Here is a 15866-nt window from a genome sequence, read left to right as displayed (position 1 = left end):
TGTCAGGCCGCCTTACCGGCGGGCCTCCCCGGGGGAAGTGGCGGAGGAGATGGTGTCGGTGCCGAGAGCGGCCACGGAGGTGGCCCGGTCACGCTCCGGCCAGCCGGGCCCCTGCCCTTCGGCGAACCTCGTCCGGGCCTCGGCCGTCCAGCGGTCGAACTCCTCGCGGGGCACGGCGCGGACGGCGATCGGCATGAACCAGTGGTTGTTGCCGCAGATCTGGTTGCACTGGCCGTAGAAGGTCCCCTCCCGGTCGGCGCGGAACCAGGTCTCCAGCGTGCGGCCGGGGATGGTGTACTTCTGCACGCCGAGCGAGGGCACGAAGAAGCTGTGGATCACGTCGTGCCCGGTGGTCATCACCCGCACCGTGGCGCCAACCGGCACCACCAGGGGGTTGTCCACGGACAGGTTGCGGAGCTGGCCCGGCTTCAGGTCGGCATCGGCGATCGGGTAGCTGTCGAACTCGAAGTTGCCGTTGTCCGGGTAGCCGTAGTGCCAGTACCACTGCCGGCCCTGGACGTTGATCGTCATGTCCGCGTCCCGCGCCCGGTCCTCGTAGTAGATGAGGCGGAAGGACGGGATGGCGATGATCAGCAGGATCAGCACCGGCACGACCGTCCAGGCGATCTCCAGCATCGTGTGGTGGCTGGTGCGGGAGGGGACGGGGTTGCGGCGGGAATCGTAGCGCCAGATCACCCAGGCCAGCAGGCCGGCCACGAAGATCGTGATGGCGATGATGATATAGAGGACGAGGTCGTTGAAGCCGTGAATCGCCGCCTTCACCGGCCCGAAGGCCTCCTGCAGCCCCAGCCCCCAGGGTTGCGGCACGCCCAGCGCCTCGCCGGCCGGCACGGGGGCCTGGGCCATGGCGACCCCGGCAAGGCCCAGCAGGGCCGCCAAGGCCAGGGCTGTTGAGAGAATCCGCCGCATTCCGCTGTCCTGATCCGGTTTTCCGCCCAGCCGTCCCGCCCGCCATGGCGCGCGGCCGCCCCGCCCCCGCCAAGCTGAACGCGGTACGGAACGCAGCCGGACACTAATCACGCGGCGCCCCGTGACACAAGGTTGCGGGACGCGGCTAGCCTCAGTTCGGGGAGGCGACCTCGCCCTCCGCCTCGCCCTCGGCCACGTGGTCCACCATGTCCGTCAGCATGGAGCGGATGTGCTCGTCCATCACGGCGTAGAAGACCTGCCGCCCCCGCCGGTCCGCCTGGAGCAGCCGGGCGGCCCGCAGCAACCGCAGGTGGTGGGAGACGAGGCTGCCGGAGATGCCGATCCGCTCCGCCATCTCGCCGACCGAGGCCGGGGCGTCCAGGCAGGCCAGGATGATGCTCAGCCGCGTGGGGTCGCTCATCAGCCGGAACATCTCGGCCAGCTCCACCACCTGGTCCTCGCCGATTCTGCCCCGCACCTGCCACCTCGCGTTTCCCGGGGCGAGTCTCGGGGCGGCGGGCGGGTCTGTCCAGGGCGGGGCGATGCCCGGCTCAGCCGGGAACGGCGCGCAGCCCGGCCGCAGCAGGGCTGCGCCAGGGGGACCCGCGCTCCGTCCAGGCCGCGCCGGCGCCCGCCCGCAGGCCGCCGGAGGTCCACCCTTCCATCGCCGCCTGGGCGCGGCCGGAGAGCGCGACGGGCAGCCGGGCGCCGGCCAGCAGCCTCTCCCAGAAGCCGGCGCGGCGGGTCACGAGGTCCGCGCCGTCCCGCAGCGCCGCCAGCAGGGCATAGGCCCAGCGCGGCGTCACCGGGCGGCCGGGGGTGGTGAGGAGCAGCGGCGCGCCCGGCACCCCGAGGGTGACGGCCCATGCACCCGCCTGCCGCATCGCCAGAACCGTATCCCCCAGCCCGTCCTCCACGCGCAGGGGGAAGGGGTAGCCCGGCGCCAACCCCTCGGCCACGGCCAGCGCCTCCGGTTCCGCGGCCAGGATCAGCACGGCGAGGGAACCCGGCGCGGCGGGCAGGTCGCCCGCGCCGCGCGACCTCGCGAGCGATTCGAGCACCGCTCCCAACCCGCGGGTATGGCCTGGCGGGACGGGGACGAGCACCAGGGCCAGGGGCGTGGCCAGCGTTCCGACCGGGCCGGGAACCCTGCCGAATCCGGCATCGGCACCAGCACCCGGCGCCGCGCCGGGGTGCGCGCGGGAAACGACGAAGCGATCCGAATCGGCGGTGAGAGCGTCCATGCCCCGCAGGGGACGCCCGCGCCCCTTGCCGCGCGGTTAACGCGCGCGGGGATGCAGGGGTGACGCAGAGGTGTGCCGCACGCCCCTTCCCCCGCCGCGCCGGCCGCGCCATCTCCCGCCCATGCGCCGCCGCCAGATCCTCCCCGCCCTCTCCCTCCTGCCGCTGGCCGCGCCGGCGCTCGTCTCCGTGTCGCTGGCCCCCGCGGCCCTCGCGCAGAGCGCCCCCTCCGCCCGGGACCGGCCCGACCTCCAGCGGGTGGAGGCCTATCTCAACGGCATCACCACGCTGCGCGCCCGCTTCATCCAGATCGCCCAGAACGGCGCCACGGCCCAGGGCACGGCGCTGATCTGGCGGCCCGGCCGGATGCGCTTCGACTACGACGCGCCGGAGCCGCTGCTGCTCGTCGCGAATGCCGGGCAGTTCATGCACTACGACAAGGAGCTGCGGCAGCCCTCCATCGTCCCGGTGGGCTCCACCCCGCTCGGCATCCTTCTGCGGGAGCGCATCACCCTCTCGGGCGAGGTGACGGTGAGCGGGCTGCAGCGCGAGGCCGGGTTCCTCCGCGTCACCCTCTTCCGCACGGCCAACCCCTCCGAGGGGCGGATCACCCTGGTCCTTGCCGAGAATCCCATGGAGCTGCGCCAGTGGCTCGTGGTGGACGGCCAGGGCCACACCACCCGCGTGACGCTCTCGGGCATCGAGACGGGCATCCGGCTGGAGCGCGCGACCTTCGATTTCAACGACCCGCGCTTCATGCAGGGGCCGGTGGACAACAACTAGGGCCGCCAGCCCCCTTTTTCGGGGAGGCCGCCCCGCGATTTCGGCGAGTCTTTCGCCTTGAAGCCGCCACGGTGCATCCGCAACATATCGGTCATGCGGCCCCTGATCGGCATTTCCTGCTGCGTGAAGCCCTTCGGTCCCACCGGGATGCCGAACCACGCGGCGTCCGACCACTACGTCCGGGTCATCCTTGGCCCCGTGGGCGGGATGCCCGTTCTTCTGCCCGCGGCGGGCGAGGCCATCTCGCGGGAGCTTCTCTCCAGGCTGGACGGGCTGCTGCTGACGGGCAGCCGCTCTAACGTCTGCCCCGTCTACTACGACGGCCCGGTACACGCGGAGGGCACGCCGGAGGATGAAGCGCGGGACGCCACCACCCTCCCCCTCATCCGCGCGGCCGTGGCGGCCGGGGTGCCGCTCCTGGCGATCTGCCGCGGTTTCCAGGAGCTGAACGTTGCGCTGGGCGGGTCGCTGGACCAGCGGATCCAGGACATGGAGGGCCGAATGGACCACTCCACCCCGTCCGACCAGGCCATCGTCCGGGTGCGGACGGGCAAGGCCCATTCCGTGCGGGTGGCACCGGGCAGCGGGTTGGCACGGCTCTGGGCCGGGCTGGACTATGATGCGGCGGCGGTGCCCGTGAACTCGCTGCACAATCAAGGGGTCGCGCGCCCCGCGCCCCGGTTGCGGCCGGAAGCCTGGGCCCCCGACGGCACGATCGAGGCTGCCAGCATCGACGGGGCGCCCGGATTCGCCGTAGGGGTCCAGTGGCACCCCGAGTATGACTGGGACCGGGATCTCCTCTCCCGCCGAGTCTTCGAGCGCTTCGGAGAGGCGGCGGAGTCCTTCGCTCATCGCCGGGCAGGGAGTGGGGCGATGGCCACTGCCGTAGCGGCGGAATAACTCCCCGCGGCGACGCCGTTCCCCGCGTCAGGAATCCTGCCCTCCCTCACGGTCCTGTGATTGTGGAGGCGCTTCCGCGCTTTGCATTCCTCCTGTGGATATGGGTAATGTTCCTTCGCCGGCCCAAAGCCGGTGGTGCTCCGGTATCCCCTGCCGGCTCACCCGACCAAAGAGAACTCCGATCGGAAGTAGCGTATCCGGCGCCCGGTGACCCCCCTCACCGGGCGCCATTTCTTTGCTCGGTCTGGGGCTCTCTCGTCGCGTCTAGCCCACTCGCCGGGCTTGCCTGGGCTGCCAACAGCGGGCGGCGGGGCTGGTTGCATCCTCGCGGCACCTTCTCCGCCACGGTGGCCGGGCGGGCACGCCCCGCCGGGGTATCCCCGCCGAGCGGGCGGCTTTATATCCTGGCGCCGTCCCCAGAACCGGATCGGATCGTCCCATGGCCGACTACGTCATCGCCCCGCCCGCGGTCGCCGCCCTGCCCGTGCGCGGCGGCGGGCTATTCCCCGTGCGCCGGATCTTCTGCGTGGGCCGCAACTACGCCGAGCACGCGCGCGAGATGGGCAGCGACCCCGACCGCGAGCCGCCCTTCTACTTCACCAAGCCGGCCGATGCGGTGGTGACCGGCGGCGCCGACATGCCCTACCCCAGCATGACGAAGGACCTGCACCACGAGATGGAGCTGGTGGTGGCGATCGGCGTCGGCGGCAGCGACATCGCGGAGGCGGACGCGCTGAACCACGTGTGGGGCTACTGCGCCGGCCTGGACATGACGCGGCGCGACCTGCAGGCCGAGGCGAAGAAGGGCGGCCGGCCCTGGGACATGGGCAAGGGCTTCGACCACTCGGCCCCGATGGGCGAGCTGGTGCCGGTTGCCGGGGTCGACGTGAGCAAGGGCCGGATCGAGCTGAAGGTGAACGGCCAGGTTCGCCAGACCTCCGACCTCTCGAAGCTGATCTGGTCCGTGCCGGAGGTGATCGCCAACCTCTCCCGCCTCGTGCGCCTGGCTCCGGGCGACCTCATCATGACCGGTACGCCGGAGAACGTCGCCGCGGTGCAGCGCGGCGACCTGCTGGAGGGCGTGATCGAGGGCGTGGGCACCGTCACCGCCCGGATCGCCTGATCCCCCCGTGACCGTACCGGCCGCGGTGGCCACGCCCCTGCGCGTGGCCACCTGGAACATCAACTCCGTCCGCCTGCGCGCGCCGCTGATGCGGCGGCTGGTGGAGGAGCTCGACCCGGACATCCTGTGCCTGCAGGAGACGAAGACCCCGGACGAGCACTTCCCGCACGAGGCGGCGGAGGCGCTGGGCTTCGCCCACCGCATCATCACGGGGATGAAGGGCTACAACGGCGTCGCCGTCCTCTCCCGCCATCCCCTCACCCGCATCCCGGACTGGCAGGACTGGTGCGGCAAGGGCGACTGCCGGCACCTCGGCGTCGCCGTGGACCTGCCGGGCGGGCCGTTGGAGGTGCACAACTTCTACGTGCCCGCCGGCGGCGACGTGCCGGACCGGGAGGCCAATCCCAAGTTCGCGCACAAGCTGGACTTCCTGGCGGAGGTCACGGCCTGGACCGCCGCGCGCGGCCCCGCCCGCCGCTCCGTGCTGGTGGGCGATCTCAACATCGCCCCGATGGAGCACGACGTGTGGAGTCACAAGCAGCTCGTCGACGTCGTTTCCCATACGCCGGTGGAGGTGGAGGCCATGGGCCGCTGGATCGCGGCCGGGGACTGGTACGACGCGCTGCGCCATTTCGTTCCGGCGGACCAGAAGCTCTACACGTGGTGGTCCTACCGCGCGAAGGACTGGCGCGCCGCGGACCGGGGCCGGCGGCTGGACCACATCTGGGTCAGCCAGGACCTGGCTGGCGGGCTGCGGCGGCACGCGGTGCTGAAGGACGCGCGCGACTGGGAGAAGGCGAGCGACCACGTCCCCGTGCTGATGGAGATCGCCCCCTAGGGCGGCGCCTCAGCCGCGGGGGGAGCCGGCGGCCCCTGCCGCGGCAACCTTCGCCTGCAGGGCCTCAATCGCGTGGATAATGTCCTGCGCGGGCTTGTTGAGGTCGGCGGGCTCGTGCTGCCCCTGCACGCGCTGGGTGATGGTGCGGACCCGCCGCTCCGCCTCCTCGTACTCCGGCTGGTTGCGGTAATCGGCGGGCGCCGTCCGCACCACGCCCACCGCCTCCTGCATGGTGCGCAGCACCTCCTGGCGGGCAACGCGCTCGCTGCTCCCGCCCTCGGTCGCGCTCCTCGTATCCGGCCGCTCGGCGGCGCTGCGGAGCTTCTCCAGCACGGCCTGCAACTGTCGGCCATAGGTGGGCAGGTCGGGCGCGGGGGTGGAATCGCCGGCCGGGGCGCCGCTGATCGGGCCGGACTGGCCCAAGGTCTGCGCCGACAAGGCCGCCGGAGAGGCCGCAAGGGCAAGGGCCACCATCATCGCCGTCGCGCGCATCGCCGCCTCCAAACCCCTGGGGAGAGGGGAACGAGCGGCCTCGGCGCGGGGTTGCGGCCCCGCGCCGGCGGCTTCAGGCCGTGCGGTCGGCCATGGCGGGCGCGGCGTTCGCCAGGGCCGCCTGCGCCGCCGCCAGCCGCGCGACCGGCACGCGGTAGGGCGAGCAGGAGACGTAATCGAGCCCGATCCCCTCGCAGAAGCTGATGGAGGCCGGGTCACCGCCGTGCTCGCCGCAGATGCCGAGCTTCAGGCCGGGCTTGGTGGCCCGCCCTTTCTGCGCCGCGATCTCCACCAGCGCGCCCACCCCGTCCACGTCGATGGACACGAAGGGGTCCTTCGGCAGGATCCCCTTCTCCACGTAGAGCGGCAGGAACTTGCCGGCATCGTCGCGGGATAGGCCGAAGGTGGTCTGCGTCAAGTCGTTCGTGCCGAAGGAGAAGAAGTCGGCGGTCTCGGCGATCCTGTCGGCGGTGAGGCAGGCGCGCGGCAGCTCGATCATCGTGCCGACGAAGTAGTCGATCGTCATGCCGGCCTCGGCGAAGACCTCGCGCGCCACCTTGTCGATCCCGGCGTGGCTGATTTCCAGCTCCTTCTTGGTCGCCACCAGCGGCACCATGATCTCGGGAACCGGCGCCTCGGCCTCCTTCGCGACAATCACCGCCGCCTCGAAGATGGCGCGGGCCTGCATCTCCGCGATCTCTGGGTAGGTCATCGCCAGGCGGCAACCGCGGTGGCCGAGCATCGGGTTGGCCTCCGACAGGTCGGCGGCGCGGCGCTTCATGGTGGCGAGATCGGCGCCCAGGCTCTCCGCCACCTCGGCCAGCTCCTCCTCCTTGTGGGGCAGGAACTCGTGCAGCGGCGGGTCCAGCAGGCGGATCGTCACGGGCAGCCCCGCCATGATGCGGAACAGCTCCACAAAGTCGTCGCGCTGGAAGGGCAGCAGCTTCGCCAGCGCGTCGCGCCGGCCGCCCTCGGTCTCGCTCATGATCATCTGCCGCACGGCGGAGATGCGCGCAGGGTCGAAGAACATGTGCTCCGTGCGGCAGAGGCCGATGCCCTCCGCGCCGAACTTGCGCGCGGTCTCGGCGTCCAGCGGCGTCTCGGCATTGGCGCGCACCTTCAGGCGGCGCACCTCGTCCGCCCAGGACATCAGCGTCTCGAAGTCGCCGGAGAGCTTCGGCTCCACCATCGCGACGGTGCCGGCGAAGACCTCGCCCGTGCCGCCGTCCAGCGTGATCGTCTCGCCGGCCTGAACAACCACGCCACCGGCCGAGAGGGCCTGGGCGGCGTAGTCCACCACCACGCCGCCGGCGCCGGCCACGCAGGGCCGGCCCATGCCGCGCGCCACCACCGCCGCGTGGCTCGTCATGCCGCCGCGGGTGGTGAGGATGCCGCGGGCGGCGTGCATGCCGTGGATGTCCTCCGGGGAGGTCTCCACGCGGACGAGGATGACGCTCTCGCCCTTCTGGGCGCGCACCTCGGCCTCATCAGCGCTGAACACCACCACACCGCTGGCGGCGCCCGGGGAGGCGGGCAGGCCGCGCGTCAGCACCGTGCGCTTCGCCTCCGGGTCCAGCGTGGGGTGCAGCAGCTGGTCGAGCGAGCCGGGGTTCACCCGCCGCACGGCCTCAGAGTGGTCGATCAGCCCCTCATTCGCCATGTCCACGGCGATCTTGAGCGAGGCGGCGGCCGTACGCTTCCCGTTGCGGGTCTGCAGCATGTAGAGCTTGTTGCGCTGGACCGTGAACTCGATGTCCTGCATGTCCGCGTAGTGCTTCTCGAGCGTGGCGCGCACCGCCACCAGCTCCGCGTAGGCGGCGGGCATGGCCGCCTCCATGCTGCGCTCGCCGGGCTTGGCGCGGGCCTCGCTCATCGGCTGCGGCGTGCGGATGCCCGCCACCACGTCCTCGCCCTGCGCGTTGATCAGGTACTCGCCGTAGAAGATGTTCTCGCCGGTGCTGGGGTCGCGCGTGAAGCACACGCCGGTCGCGCAGTCGTCGCCCATGTTGCCGAAGACCATGGCCTGGACGTTCACGGCCGTGCCCCAGTTCGCGGGGATGTCGTGCAGGCGGCGATAGGTGATGGCGCGCTGGTTCATCCAGCTGCCGAACACGGCGCCGATCGCGCCCCAGAGCTGGGCCCAGGGGTCCATCGGGAAGTCCGCACCCGTTACCTGGCGGACCATCTCCTTGTAGCCCGCGGCAACGCCCTGCCAGTCCCCGGGGGTGAGTTGCGTGTCCTCGTGGACGCCGCGGGCGAGCTTCGCGTCCTCGATGATCTCCTCGAAGCGGTGGTGGTCCACGCCGAGCACGACGGAGCCGTACATCTGGATGAAGCGGCGATAGCTGTCCCAGGCGAACCGGGCATCGCCGGAAGCCTTCTCCAGCCCCACCACCGTCTCGTCGTTCAGGCCGAGGTTCAGCACCGTGTCCATCATCCCCGGCATGGAGACGCGGGCCCCCGACCGGACGGAGACGAGCAGCGGGTTGGCGGCGTCGCCGAAGCGGGCGCCCACCGCGGACTCGATGCGCGCGAGCGCCTCCTTCACCTGCGCGTCCAGGTCGGCGGGATAGGCGTTCCCGTTCTCGGTGAAGTAGGTGCAGACCTCGGTGGTGATGGTGAAGCCGGGCGGCACGGGCAGGCCGATGGAAGCCATCTCCGCCAGGTTGGCGCCCTTGCCGCCCAGCAGGTTCCGCATCTCCGCGCGCCCGTCGTTGCGCCCGGCGCCGAAGCCGTACACCCAGCCTGTCATGACCTGATTCCTCAGCCTTCGATGCGGGCGATGTCCGCCACTTCGTCCATGGCCGCGCGCAGCAGCGCCAGCAAGCCTAGCCGATTCGCGCGCTGCGAGCGATCCGGGTCATTGACGGTGACCCGGTCGAAGAAGGCGTCCACGGGCGCGCGGAGGGGGGCCAGCGCCGTCATGGCGCCCGCGAAATCCTCCCGCGACAGGGCGGCGCCCACCGCCGGGCGGGCCGCCTCCAGCGCGGCGGCCAGGGCCATCTCCTCCGGTGCCCGCAGCAGCCCGGGATCGATGGCGGGCGCGTAGGCGCGGCCGTCCTTCTTCTCCTCGATCCGCAGGATGTTGGCCGCGCGACGATAGGCGGCCACGAGGTCCGTCCCCGCCTCGGTGGAGAGGAAGTCGCGCAGCGCGTCGGCGCGGGCCAGCAGCCGGTTCAGGTCGTCGTCGCCGGAGGTGCCGAAGGCGGCGGCCACGAGATCGTGACGCAGCCCCTCCGCCCGCATCTGCACGCGCAGGCGCTCCGCCAGGAACTCGATCACCCCCTGGGCGAAGGCGGCCACCATCGGCGGGTGGGCCGGATCGGCGGGCGGCTTCCAGCCGGCGTTCATCCGCTCCGCCGCCACGGCCATGCCGAACTCCGGCGTCGCGGTGCTGCCCTGGGCCATGGGATAGCCGAAGAAGGCCTCCGCCAGCGCGTCCGCCAGCGGCAGGCGCAGCCCGTTCTCGCGGATGATGCGGATGACGCCGAGGGCGGCGCGGCGCAGCGCGTAGGGATCGCCGGAGCCGGTCGGGCGCTCATCCGCCGCGAAGAAGCCGGCGAGCTGGTCCAGCTTGTCCGCCAGCGCCACGGCGATGGCGGTGGGCTCGGAGGGAACGGCGTCGCCCGGGCCGAGAGGCCGGTAATGCGCGCCCACCGCCTCCGCCACGCGGGAATCTTCGCCGGCGTGCAGGGCGTAGTAGCGGCCCATCACGCCCTGCAGCTCCGGGAATTCGCCCACCATGCCGGAGGCGAGGTCCGCCTTCGCCAGCCGCGCGGCGCGCCCGGCCAGGTCCGACTCCGACCCCACCATCGGCGCGAGGTGACGTGCCAGCCGCTCCAGCCGCCGCACGCGGTCGCCCTGCGTGCCGAGCTTGGCGTGGAACACCACGGAATCGAGCTTCGGCAGGAAGGCCTCCAGGTTCCCCTTGCGGTCCAGGTCCCAGAAGAAGCGCGCGTCGGAGAGGCGGGCGCGCAGAACGCGCTCGTTCCCGCCCACGATCGCCGCGCCGCCGTCCGTCGCGTCGATGTTGGCCACCAGCGCGAAGCGGGCGGCGGCCTCGCCGTTCGGCTTGCGCAACGCGAAGTAGCGCTGGTTCACCCGCATGGTCGTCCGCATCAGCTCGGGCGGCAGGTCCATGAAGGCGTCGTCGATCCGGCCCAGCAGCGGCACGGGCCACTCCACCAGCCCCGCCACCTCGGCCAGCAGGCCGCGGTCCGGCACCACCTCAAGCCCCTCGGCGGCGGCAAGGGCCGTGATGCCCTCCTCGATCATCCGCTCGCGCTCCGCGGCGTCGGGGATCACGGAGCGCTCGCGCAGCCCGGCCTCGTACTCGGCGGCGGACGCCACGGCGAAGGCGCCGGGCGACTGGATGCGGTGGCCCTCGGTGACGTCGGCGGAGTGCAGGCCGTGCGCGTCGTCCGCGCCATCGCCCAGCCTGAAGGGAACCACCTTCCCGTCCAGCAGGCAGAGGATGCGCTGCATCGGGCGCACCCAGATCAGGTCCGAGGTGCCCCAGCGCATCGACTTCGGCCAGGGAAAGCGGCGGATCAGGGCGGGGATGGCCTCGGCCAGCACCTCCGCGCTGGAACGGGCGGGGTTGGCGAGGCGCAGCAGGAAGGAGGCGCCGGACTTCTCCGGCCGGGCCAGGATCGTGAGCCCCTCCCCCTCATAGACCGGCGCGTCGGAGGCGCCCGTGGCCGCCCGCATCGCCGCCACCGCCGCATCCGGCAGGGAGAACTTGCGGGCGAAGCCCCCCAGCGCCTGCTCCGGCGCGCCCAGGCGGGGGCCCTTCTCCTCGCGCTCGGTCGCGGGGGTCGCCGCCGGCATCTCCGCGATCAGGGCAATGCGGCGCGGGCCATACAGCGTGCGCGCCCCCTCCAGCGCCAGCCCGGCGGGCTTCAGCGCCTCGGCGGTCAGCCGCGCCAGGTCCTCCGCGGCGCGGGCCTGCATGCGGGCGGGAATTTCCTCGGAGAGGATCTCGAGAAGGAGCTCGGGCATCACACCGTCTCCCCGGCGAGCCAACCTTCGCAGCACCGCTTCGCCAGCGCGCGGACACGGCCGATGTAGGAGGCGCGTTCCGTCACGCTGATCGCGCCGCGCGCGTCGAGCAGGTTGAAGGTGTGGCTGGCCTTGATGCACTGGTCGTAGGCCGGCAGCGGCAGCTCCGCGTCGCAGAGCGCGTTGCACTCGGCCTCCGCCTCCGCGAAATGGCGGAACAGCACGGGGACATCGGCGCGCTCGAAGGAATAGGCGGAGAACTCCCGCTCGTTCCGCAGGAACACGTCGCCATAGGTCAGGCCGGCCGAGTTGAAGGCCAGGTCGTACACGTTCTCCACGCCCTGGATGTACATGGCTAGGCGCTCCAGCCCGTAGGTCAGCTCGCAGGAAGGGACGGCGCAGGGGATGCCGCCAACCTGCTGGAAGTAGGTGAACTGCGTCACCTCCATCCCGTCGCACCACACCTCCCAGCCCAGCCCCCAGGCGCCGAGGGTCGGGCTCTCCCAGTCATCCTCCACGAAGCGGATGTCGTGCAGCATGGGGTCGATGCCGATGGCCCGGTAGCTCTCGATGAGGAGGGATTGCGGGTCGGGCGGGCTCGGCTTCAGGATCACCTGGTACTGGTAGTAGGCGCCCAGGCGGTTCGGGTTGTTGCCGTAGCGGCCATCCGTGGGGCGGCGGCTCGGCTGCACGTAGGCCGCCCGCCAGGGCTTCGGCCCCAGGGCCCGCAGGGTGGTGGCGGGGTGGAAGGTGCCCGCCCCCATCTCCAGGTCGTAGGGCTGCAGGATGGCGCAGCCCTGCTTCGACCAGAAGGCGTGGAGCGCCAGGATCATGTCCTGGAACGGCAGGGGCGTGGTCTGCCCCACGGGCGGCTGGTTGGACAGCGTATGATCGGCCATGGCGCGCCGGTATACGGCCCGCCCCGGAAAGCCCGCAAGGAAGCCTCTCGGCCCGCCGCGCGGGGCTGCCGCATTGCCCCCGGGCGGCTCCGCCCCAAATTGCGGGACCTGCCCGGAGATCGGGCAGGCGTGAAGGAGCAACCCCATTGCACGACGTGGCGATCATCGGTGCGGGTCCGGTCGGGCTGGCCCTGGCGGTGCTCCTGGCGCGGGAGGGGCTCTCCACCGTGCTGGTAGAGCGCCAGCCCGAGGCGGCGCTGGCGGACCCGGCCTACGACGGGCGGGAGATCGCCCTCACCCACCACTCCCGCGCCCTGCTGGAGAGGATCGGCGCCTGGGACCTGATCCCCGCCGAATCCGTCTCGCCCCTGCGCCAGGCACGGGTCCTGAACGGGACCGACCCCTTCGCGCTCACCTTCGACACGGGCGGGGCCCCCGGCGGGGCGGAGGCGCTGGGCTTTCTCGTCTCAAACCACCTGATCCGGCGGGCCCTGCACGGCGTGGCGCGTTCCGTTCCGGCCATCGACCTGCGCACCGGCACCGCGGTGGAGCGCGTGGCGACCGGTGCCGCGTCCGCCGAGCTGCGCCTGCGGGGCGGAGAGGTCCTGCGGGCGCCGCTGGCCGTGGCGGCCGATACGCGCTTCTCCCAGGCGCGGGAGCAGATGGGCATCACCGCCTCGGTCCGGGATTTCGGGCGCTCCATGCTCGTCTGCCGGGTGGAGCACGCCGCGCCGCACGGGCATGTCGCGACGGAGTGGTTCGACTACGGCCAGACCGTCGCGCTGCTGCCGCTGAACGGGGGCGCCTCCTCCCTCGTGCTGACCCGCGCGCCGGAGGAGATCGCCCGGCTGATGGAGCTGCCCCCGCCGGCCTTCGAGGCGGAGGTGATGCGCGCCCTTCGCCGGCGCGGGCTCGGCCCGGTCCGGCTGGCCGGCACGCGGCACAGCTACCCACTGGCCGCGACCTACGCCCGCCGCTTCGCCGCGCCCCGCTTCGCCCTGGCGGGGGACGCCGCCGTGGGAATGCTCCCCATCACCGCGCACGGCTTCAACCTCGGCCTGCGCGGGGCGGAGACGCTGGCGGACGCGGTGGCGGAGGCGCGGCGGCGGGGCGAGGACATCGGCGCCCCCGCCATCCTCCGGCGCTTCGAGGCGGCGCACCGGCTGGCCACCGGGCCGCTCTACGCCGCGACCAACGCCATCGCCGCCCTCTACTCGCGGGAGGACCTGCCGTCGCGGCTGGCGCGCCACGCGGTGCTGCGGATCGGCGGCGCGCTCTCCCCCATCCGCCAGGCGGTCGCGGCGATGCTGATGGACCGGGGGGCGGCGCCGCGGCGCTGAGGCCTATCCCCGCCAAGCCAGCAGCCGCATCGCGTTCGCCGTCACGAGCACCGTCGCCCCCGTATCCGCGAGGATGGCGGGCCAGAGGCCGGTGACGCCGGCCAGGGTGGTCACGAGGAACACCGCCTTCAGCCCGAGGGCGATGGCGATGTTCTGATGGATGTTCGCCATGGCGGCGCGGGAGAGCGCGACCATGCGCGGCAGGTCCGCCACTCGCCCGTGCAGCACCGCAGCGTCCGCCGTCTCCAGCGCCACGTCCGTGCCGCCGCCCATGGCGATGCCGATATCGGCGGCGGCCAGGGCGGGGGCGTCGTTGATGCCGTCCCCCACCTTCGCCACGCGCTTCCCCTCGGCCTGCATGGCGCGGACGATGCGCTGCTTGTCCTCCGGCAACAGCCCCGCGCGCACGGGCAGGCCGAGGGAGGCACCGATCGCCCCGGCGGCGCGGGGGTTGTCGCCCGTCAGCATCACCGGCGCGACGCCGAGGGCCTTCAGCGCGTCCAGCCCGGCCCTCGCATCGGCGCGGGGCTCGTCCCGCAGGGCGATCACGCCCTGGAAACGCCCGTCGGCGAGCAGGGCGGATACGGACTTGCCCTCCAGGTGCAGCGCCTCGATCCGCGGCGCCCAATCCGGCGGGACGGCGTCGCCGGCGGTCGCGGAAGCGGGCGCGCCGAGGAACAGGGCCTGCCCGCCCGCCCGGCCCGCCACGCCCTCGCCGGGCCGGGCGGCGGCGTCGGTCGCGGGGGGTATCTCCAGCCCGTCCGCCTCGGCCCGCGCCAGGATCGCAAGGGCCAGGGGGTGGCTGGAACCCGTCTCCAGCGCGGCGGCGCGGGCCAGCAGGGCGCGCGCGTCGCCCTCGGCGGGAAGGATGTCCGTTACCCGCGGCCGGCCCTCGGTCAGGGTGCCGGTCTTGTCGAGCGCGATCGCGTCGATCCGGCCCAGCCCCTCCAGCACCGCCCCGCCCTTCATCAGCAGCCCGCGCCGCGCGCCCGCGGAGAGGCCGGCGGCGATGGCGGCGGGGGTGGAGATGACCAGGGCGCAGGGGCAGCCGATCAGCAGGATCGCCAGGCCCTTGTAGATCCACTCCGCCGGGGCACCGCCCAGGACCAGGGGCGGCAGAACCGCCACCAGGGCGCCGAGCGCCAGCACGGCCGGGGTGTAATAGCGGGAGAAGCGGTCGATGAAGCGCTCGGTCGGCGCCTTGCTCTCCTGCGCCTCCTCCACCAGCCGCACCACGCGGGCGATGGTGTTGTCCTCCGCCGCGGCGGTCACGCGCAGGCGGAGGACCCCTTCCCCGTTCACCGTGCCGGCAAAGACCGCGTCGCCCGGCGATTTGCGCTTCGGCACGCTCTCGCCCGTCACCGGCGCCTCGTCCACGGCGCTCGTGCCCTCCACAACCGCGCCATCGGCCGCGATCCGGTCGCCGGGGCGGACGAGGATCGTGGCGCCCACGGCCAGTTCCGCCGCCGGCACCTCCCGCGTCCGCCCGCCCTCCTCCAGTAGCGCGGTGGCGGGCACGAGGCCGGAGAGCGCCCGGATGCTGGCGCGGGCCCGCCCGGCGGCCATCCCCTCCAACATCTCGCCGACGAGGAAGAGGAGGACGACGGTGGCCGCCTCCTCCGTGGCGCCGATGAGGGTGGCGCCGATGGCGGCGATTACCATCAGCGTCTCGATGGAGAAGGGCGTGCCCAGCTGCGCGGAGACGAGGGCGCGGCGCGCCACCGGCACCAGCCCGACGAGCATGGCCGCACCGAAGGCCCAGGGCGCCGACGCCGGAATCAGGCGCCCGAGGACCCAGGCCGCGACGAGGGCCAGGCCGCAGGCGATCGTCAGCAGGGCGCGCGGATTGCGCCACCACGGACCATCGATGGGTCCGTGGTCGTGCGCGTGCCCATGCAGGCCGGCCTCCGCAGCCTCGTCGTGATCGTGGCCGTGGTCGTGGCCGTGTTCATGGGCGTGGCCGGCACGGGCGTGCGCATCGTGGCTGCGGTCAGGCGCGGTGCGGCCCTGCTGTGCGGTGGCGGGGCTGCGCGGCGGCAGGGGTATCGCGGCGTAGCCGCCCAGCGCGCCCACCTGCCGCAGCACCGCCTCCTGAAGTCCTGGCTCGTCGGCGTGGCGCACCGTCATCGTGCCGGCGGTGACGGAGACATCCACCTCCTCCACCCCCGGTACGCGCCTGACGGCCGTGCTGATGCGCGCGGCGCAGCCGGCGCAGTCCATCCCGTCCACGCGGTAGCGGGTGCTGGTCCCGGCCATCGCCCTCGCCTTCTCCATCCTGCCCGCCATGCCTACATCCTCCAGCGACTAGAGGATCAAGC

At 72.8% G+C, this 15866-nt stretch carries 12 protein-coding genes and 1 pseudogene; 5 read left to right on the top strand and 8 right to left on the bottom strand.

All coding sequences use genetic code 11. The features are described from left to right. Nucleotides 1–12: 12 nt before the first annotated feature. The 3 genes from coxB to VQH23_RS15335 form a co-directional block, all read right to left on the bottom strand. Nucleotides 13–930, bottom strand: coding sequence for a cytochrome c oxidase subunit II (gene coxB / locus VQH23_RS15345; protein WP_338661612.1), 918 nt, complete (start codon nucleotides 928–930; stop codon nucleotides 13–15). A gap of 151 nt (nucleotides 931–1081) precedes the next feature. Continuing rightward, nucleotides 1082–1363, bottom strand: a complete 282-nt coding sequence (locus VQH23_RS15340; RefSeq protein ID WP_408904341.1) for an ArsR/SmtB family transcription factor — start codon at nucleotides 1361–1363, stop codon at nucleotides 1082–1084. Nucleotides 1364–1481: 118 nt separating this feature from the next. Then, nucleotides 1482–2174, bottom strand: coding sequence for a hypothetical protein (locus tag VQH23_RS15335; protein WP_338661610.1), 693 nt, complete (start codon nucleotides 2172–2174; stop codon nucleotides 1482–1484). A 121-nt stretch (nucleotides 2175–2295) separates the two neighbouring features. Here VQH23_RS15335 and VQH23_RS15330 point away from each other — a divergent pair, with 121 nt between their 5' ends. The 4 genes from VQH23_RS15330 to VQH23_RS15315 all read left to right on the top strand — a co-directional run bounded on the left by VQH23_RS15330 (nucleotide 2296) and on the right by VQH23_RS15315 (nucleotide 5816). Continuing rightward, on the top strand, nucleotides 2296–2955 hold the full coding sequence (locus VQH23_RS15330) for an outer membrane lipoprotein carrier protein LolA (protein ID WP_338661609.1): 660 nt from the start codon (nucleotides 2296–2298) through the stop codon (nucleotides 2953–2955). A gap of 93 nt (nucleotides 2956–3048) precedes the next feature. Next, nucleotides 3049–3855 (top strand): gamma-glutamyl-gamma-aminobutyrate hydrolase family protein, encoded by an 807-nt coding sequence (locus VQH23_RS15325; protein ID WP_338661608.1) that lies wholly within the window; start codon nucleotides 3049–3051, stop codon nucleotides 3853–3855. Between the two features lie 439 nt (nucleotides 3856–4294). Further along, the gene (locus VQH23_RS15320) at nucleotides 4295–4978 is read left to right on the top strand and encodes a fumarylacetoacetate hydrolase family protein (protein ID WP_338661607.1); all 684 of its coding nucleotides are present in this window, start codon (nucleotides 4295–4297) and stop codon (nucleotides 4976–4978) included. 7 nt (nucleotides 4979–4985) lie between these two features. After that, complete coding sequence (locus VQH23_RS15315; protein ID WP_338661606.1) at nucleotides 4986–5816, top strand: exodeoxyribonuclease III; 831 nt, start codon at nucleotides 4986–4988, stop codon at nucleotides 5814–5816. 9 nt (nucleotides 5817–5825) lie between these two features. On the opposite strand, the gene VQH23_RS15310 is transcribed toward VQH23_RS15315, so the two are convergent. From VQH23_RS15310 to VQH23_RS15295, 4 genes are all read right to left on the bottom strand, one after another. After that, on the bottom strand, nucleotides 5826–6308 hold the full coding sequence (locus VQH23_RS15310; protein ID WP_338661605.1) for a hypothetical protein: 483 nt from the start codon (nucleotides 6306–6308) through the stop codon (nucleotides 5826–5828). A gap of 73 nt (nucleotides 6309–6381) precedes the next feature. After that, nucleotides 6382–9060, bottom strand: coding sequence for a pyruvate, phosphate dikinase (gene ppdK / locus VQH23_RS15305; protein WP_338661604.1), 2679 nt, complete (start codon nucleotides 9058–9060; stop codon nucleotides 6382–6384). An 11-nt stretch (nucleotides 9061–9071) separates the two neighbouring features. Then, the gene (glyS, locus tag VQH23_RS15300) at nucleotides 9072–11309 is read right to left on the bottom strand and encodes a glycine--tRNA ligase subunit beta (protein WP_338661603.1); all 2238 of its coding nucleotides are present in this window, start codon (nucleotides 11307–11309) and stop codon (nucleotides 9072–9074) included. Beyond that, a complete protein-coding gene (locus tag VQH23_RS15295) occupies nucleotides 11309–12208 on the bottom strand; it encodes a glycine--tRNA ligase subunit alpha (protein WP_338661602.1) in 900 nt (299 codons plus the stop codon). The genes glyS and VQH23_RS15295 overlap by 1 nt, the downstream gene beginning before the upstream one ends. 146 nt (nucleotides 12209–12354) lie before the next feature. Between VQH23_RS15295 and ubiM the strand changes: the two genes are divergently transcribed. After that, nucleotides 12355–13548 carry a 5-demethoxyubiquinol-8 5-hydroxylase UbiM gene (ubiM, locus tag VQH23_RS15290; protein WP_338661601.1) on the top strand — a complete coding sequence of 398 codons (1194 nt, stop codon included), beginning with the start codon at nucleotides 12355–12357 and terminating at the stop codon, nucleotides 13546–13548. Between the two features lie 9 nt (nucleotides 13549–13557). On the opposite strand, the pseudogene VQH23_RS15285 reads toward ubiM, so the two are convergent. Further along, nucleotides 13558–15834 (bottom strand): annotated as a pseudogene (locus tag VQH23_RS15285) (heavy metal translocating P-type ATPase); the annotation flags it as partial. Between the last annotated feature and the right edge of the window lie 32 nt (nucleotides 15835–15866).

The organism is Pararoseomonas sp. SCSIO 73927, assembly GCF_037040815.1.
GTDB lineage: Bacteria > Pseudomonadota > Alphaproteobacteria > Acetobacterales > Acetobacteraceae > Roseomonas.
The sequence above is the reverse complement of the archived record's forward strand: the minus strand, read 5'-3'. Positions and strand labels throughout refer to the sequence as shown.

Bases quoted from the DNA above. Each gene is read 5' to 3' on its own strand.
- VQH23_RS15295 (WP_338661602.1), bottom strand. From the start codon at position 12,208: ATGGCCGATCATACGCTGTCCAACCAGCCGCCCGTGGGGCAGACCACG.
- glyS (WP_338661603.1), bottom strand. From the start codon at position 11,309: ATGCCCGAGCTCCTTCTCGAGATCCTCTCCGAGGAAATTCCCGCCCGC.
- VQH23_RS15325 (WP_338661608.1), top strand. From the start codon at position 3,049: ATGCGGCCCCTGATCGGCATTTCCTGCTGCGTGAAGCCCTTCGGTCCC.
- VQH23_RS15330 (WP_338661609.1), top strand. From the start codon at position 2,296: ATGCGCCGCCGCCAGATCCTCCCCGCCCTCTCCCTCCTGCCGCTGGCC.
- VQH23_RS15340 (WP_408904341.1), bottom strand. From the start codon at position 1,363: ATGTTCCGGCTGATGAGCGACCCCACGCGGCTGAGCATCATCCTGGCC.
- VQH23_RS15335 (WP_338661610.1), bottom strand. From the start codon at position 2,174: ATGGACGCTCTCACCGCCGATTCGGATCGCTTCGTCGTTTCCCGCGCG.
- coxB (WP_338661612.1), bottom strand. From the start codon at position 930: ATGCGGCGGATTCTCTCAACAGCCCTGGCCTTGGCGGCCCTGCTGGGC.
- VQH23_RS15310 (WP_338661605.1), bottom strand. From the start codon at position 6,308: ATGCGCGCGACGGCGATGATGGTGGCCCTTGCCCTTGCGGCCTCTCCG.
- VQH23_RS15320 (WP_338661607.1), top strand. From the start codon at position 4,295: ATGGCCGACTACGTCATCGCCCCGCCCGCGGTCGCCGCCCTGCCCGTG.
- ppdK (WP_338661604.1), bottom strand. From the start codon at position 9,060: ATGACAGGCTGGGTGTACGGCTTCGGCGCCGGGCGCAACGACGGGCGC.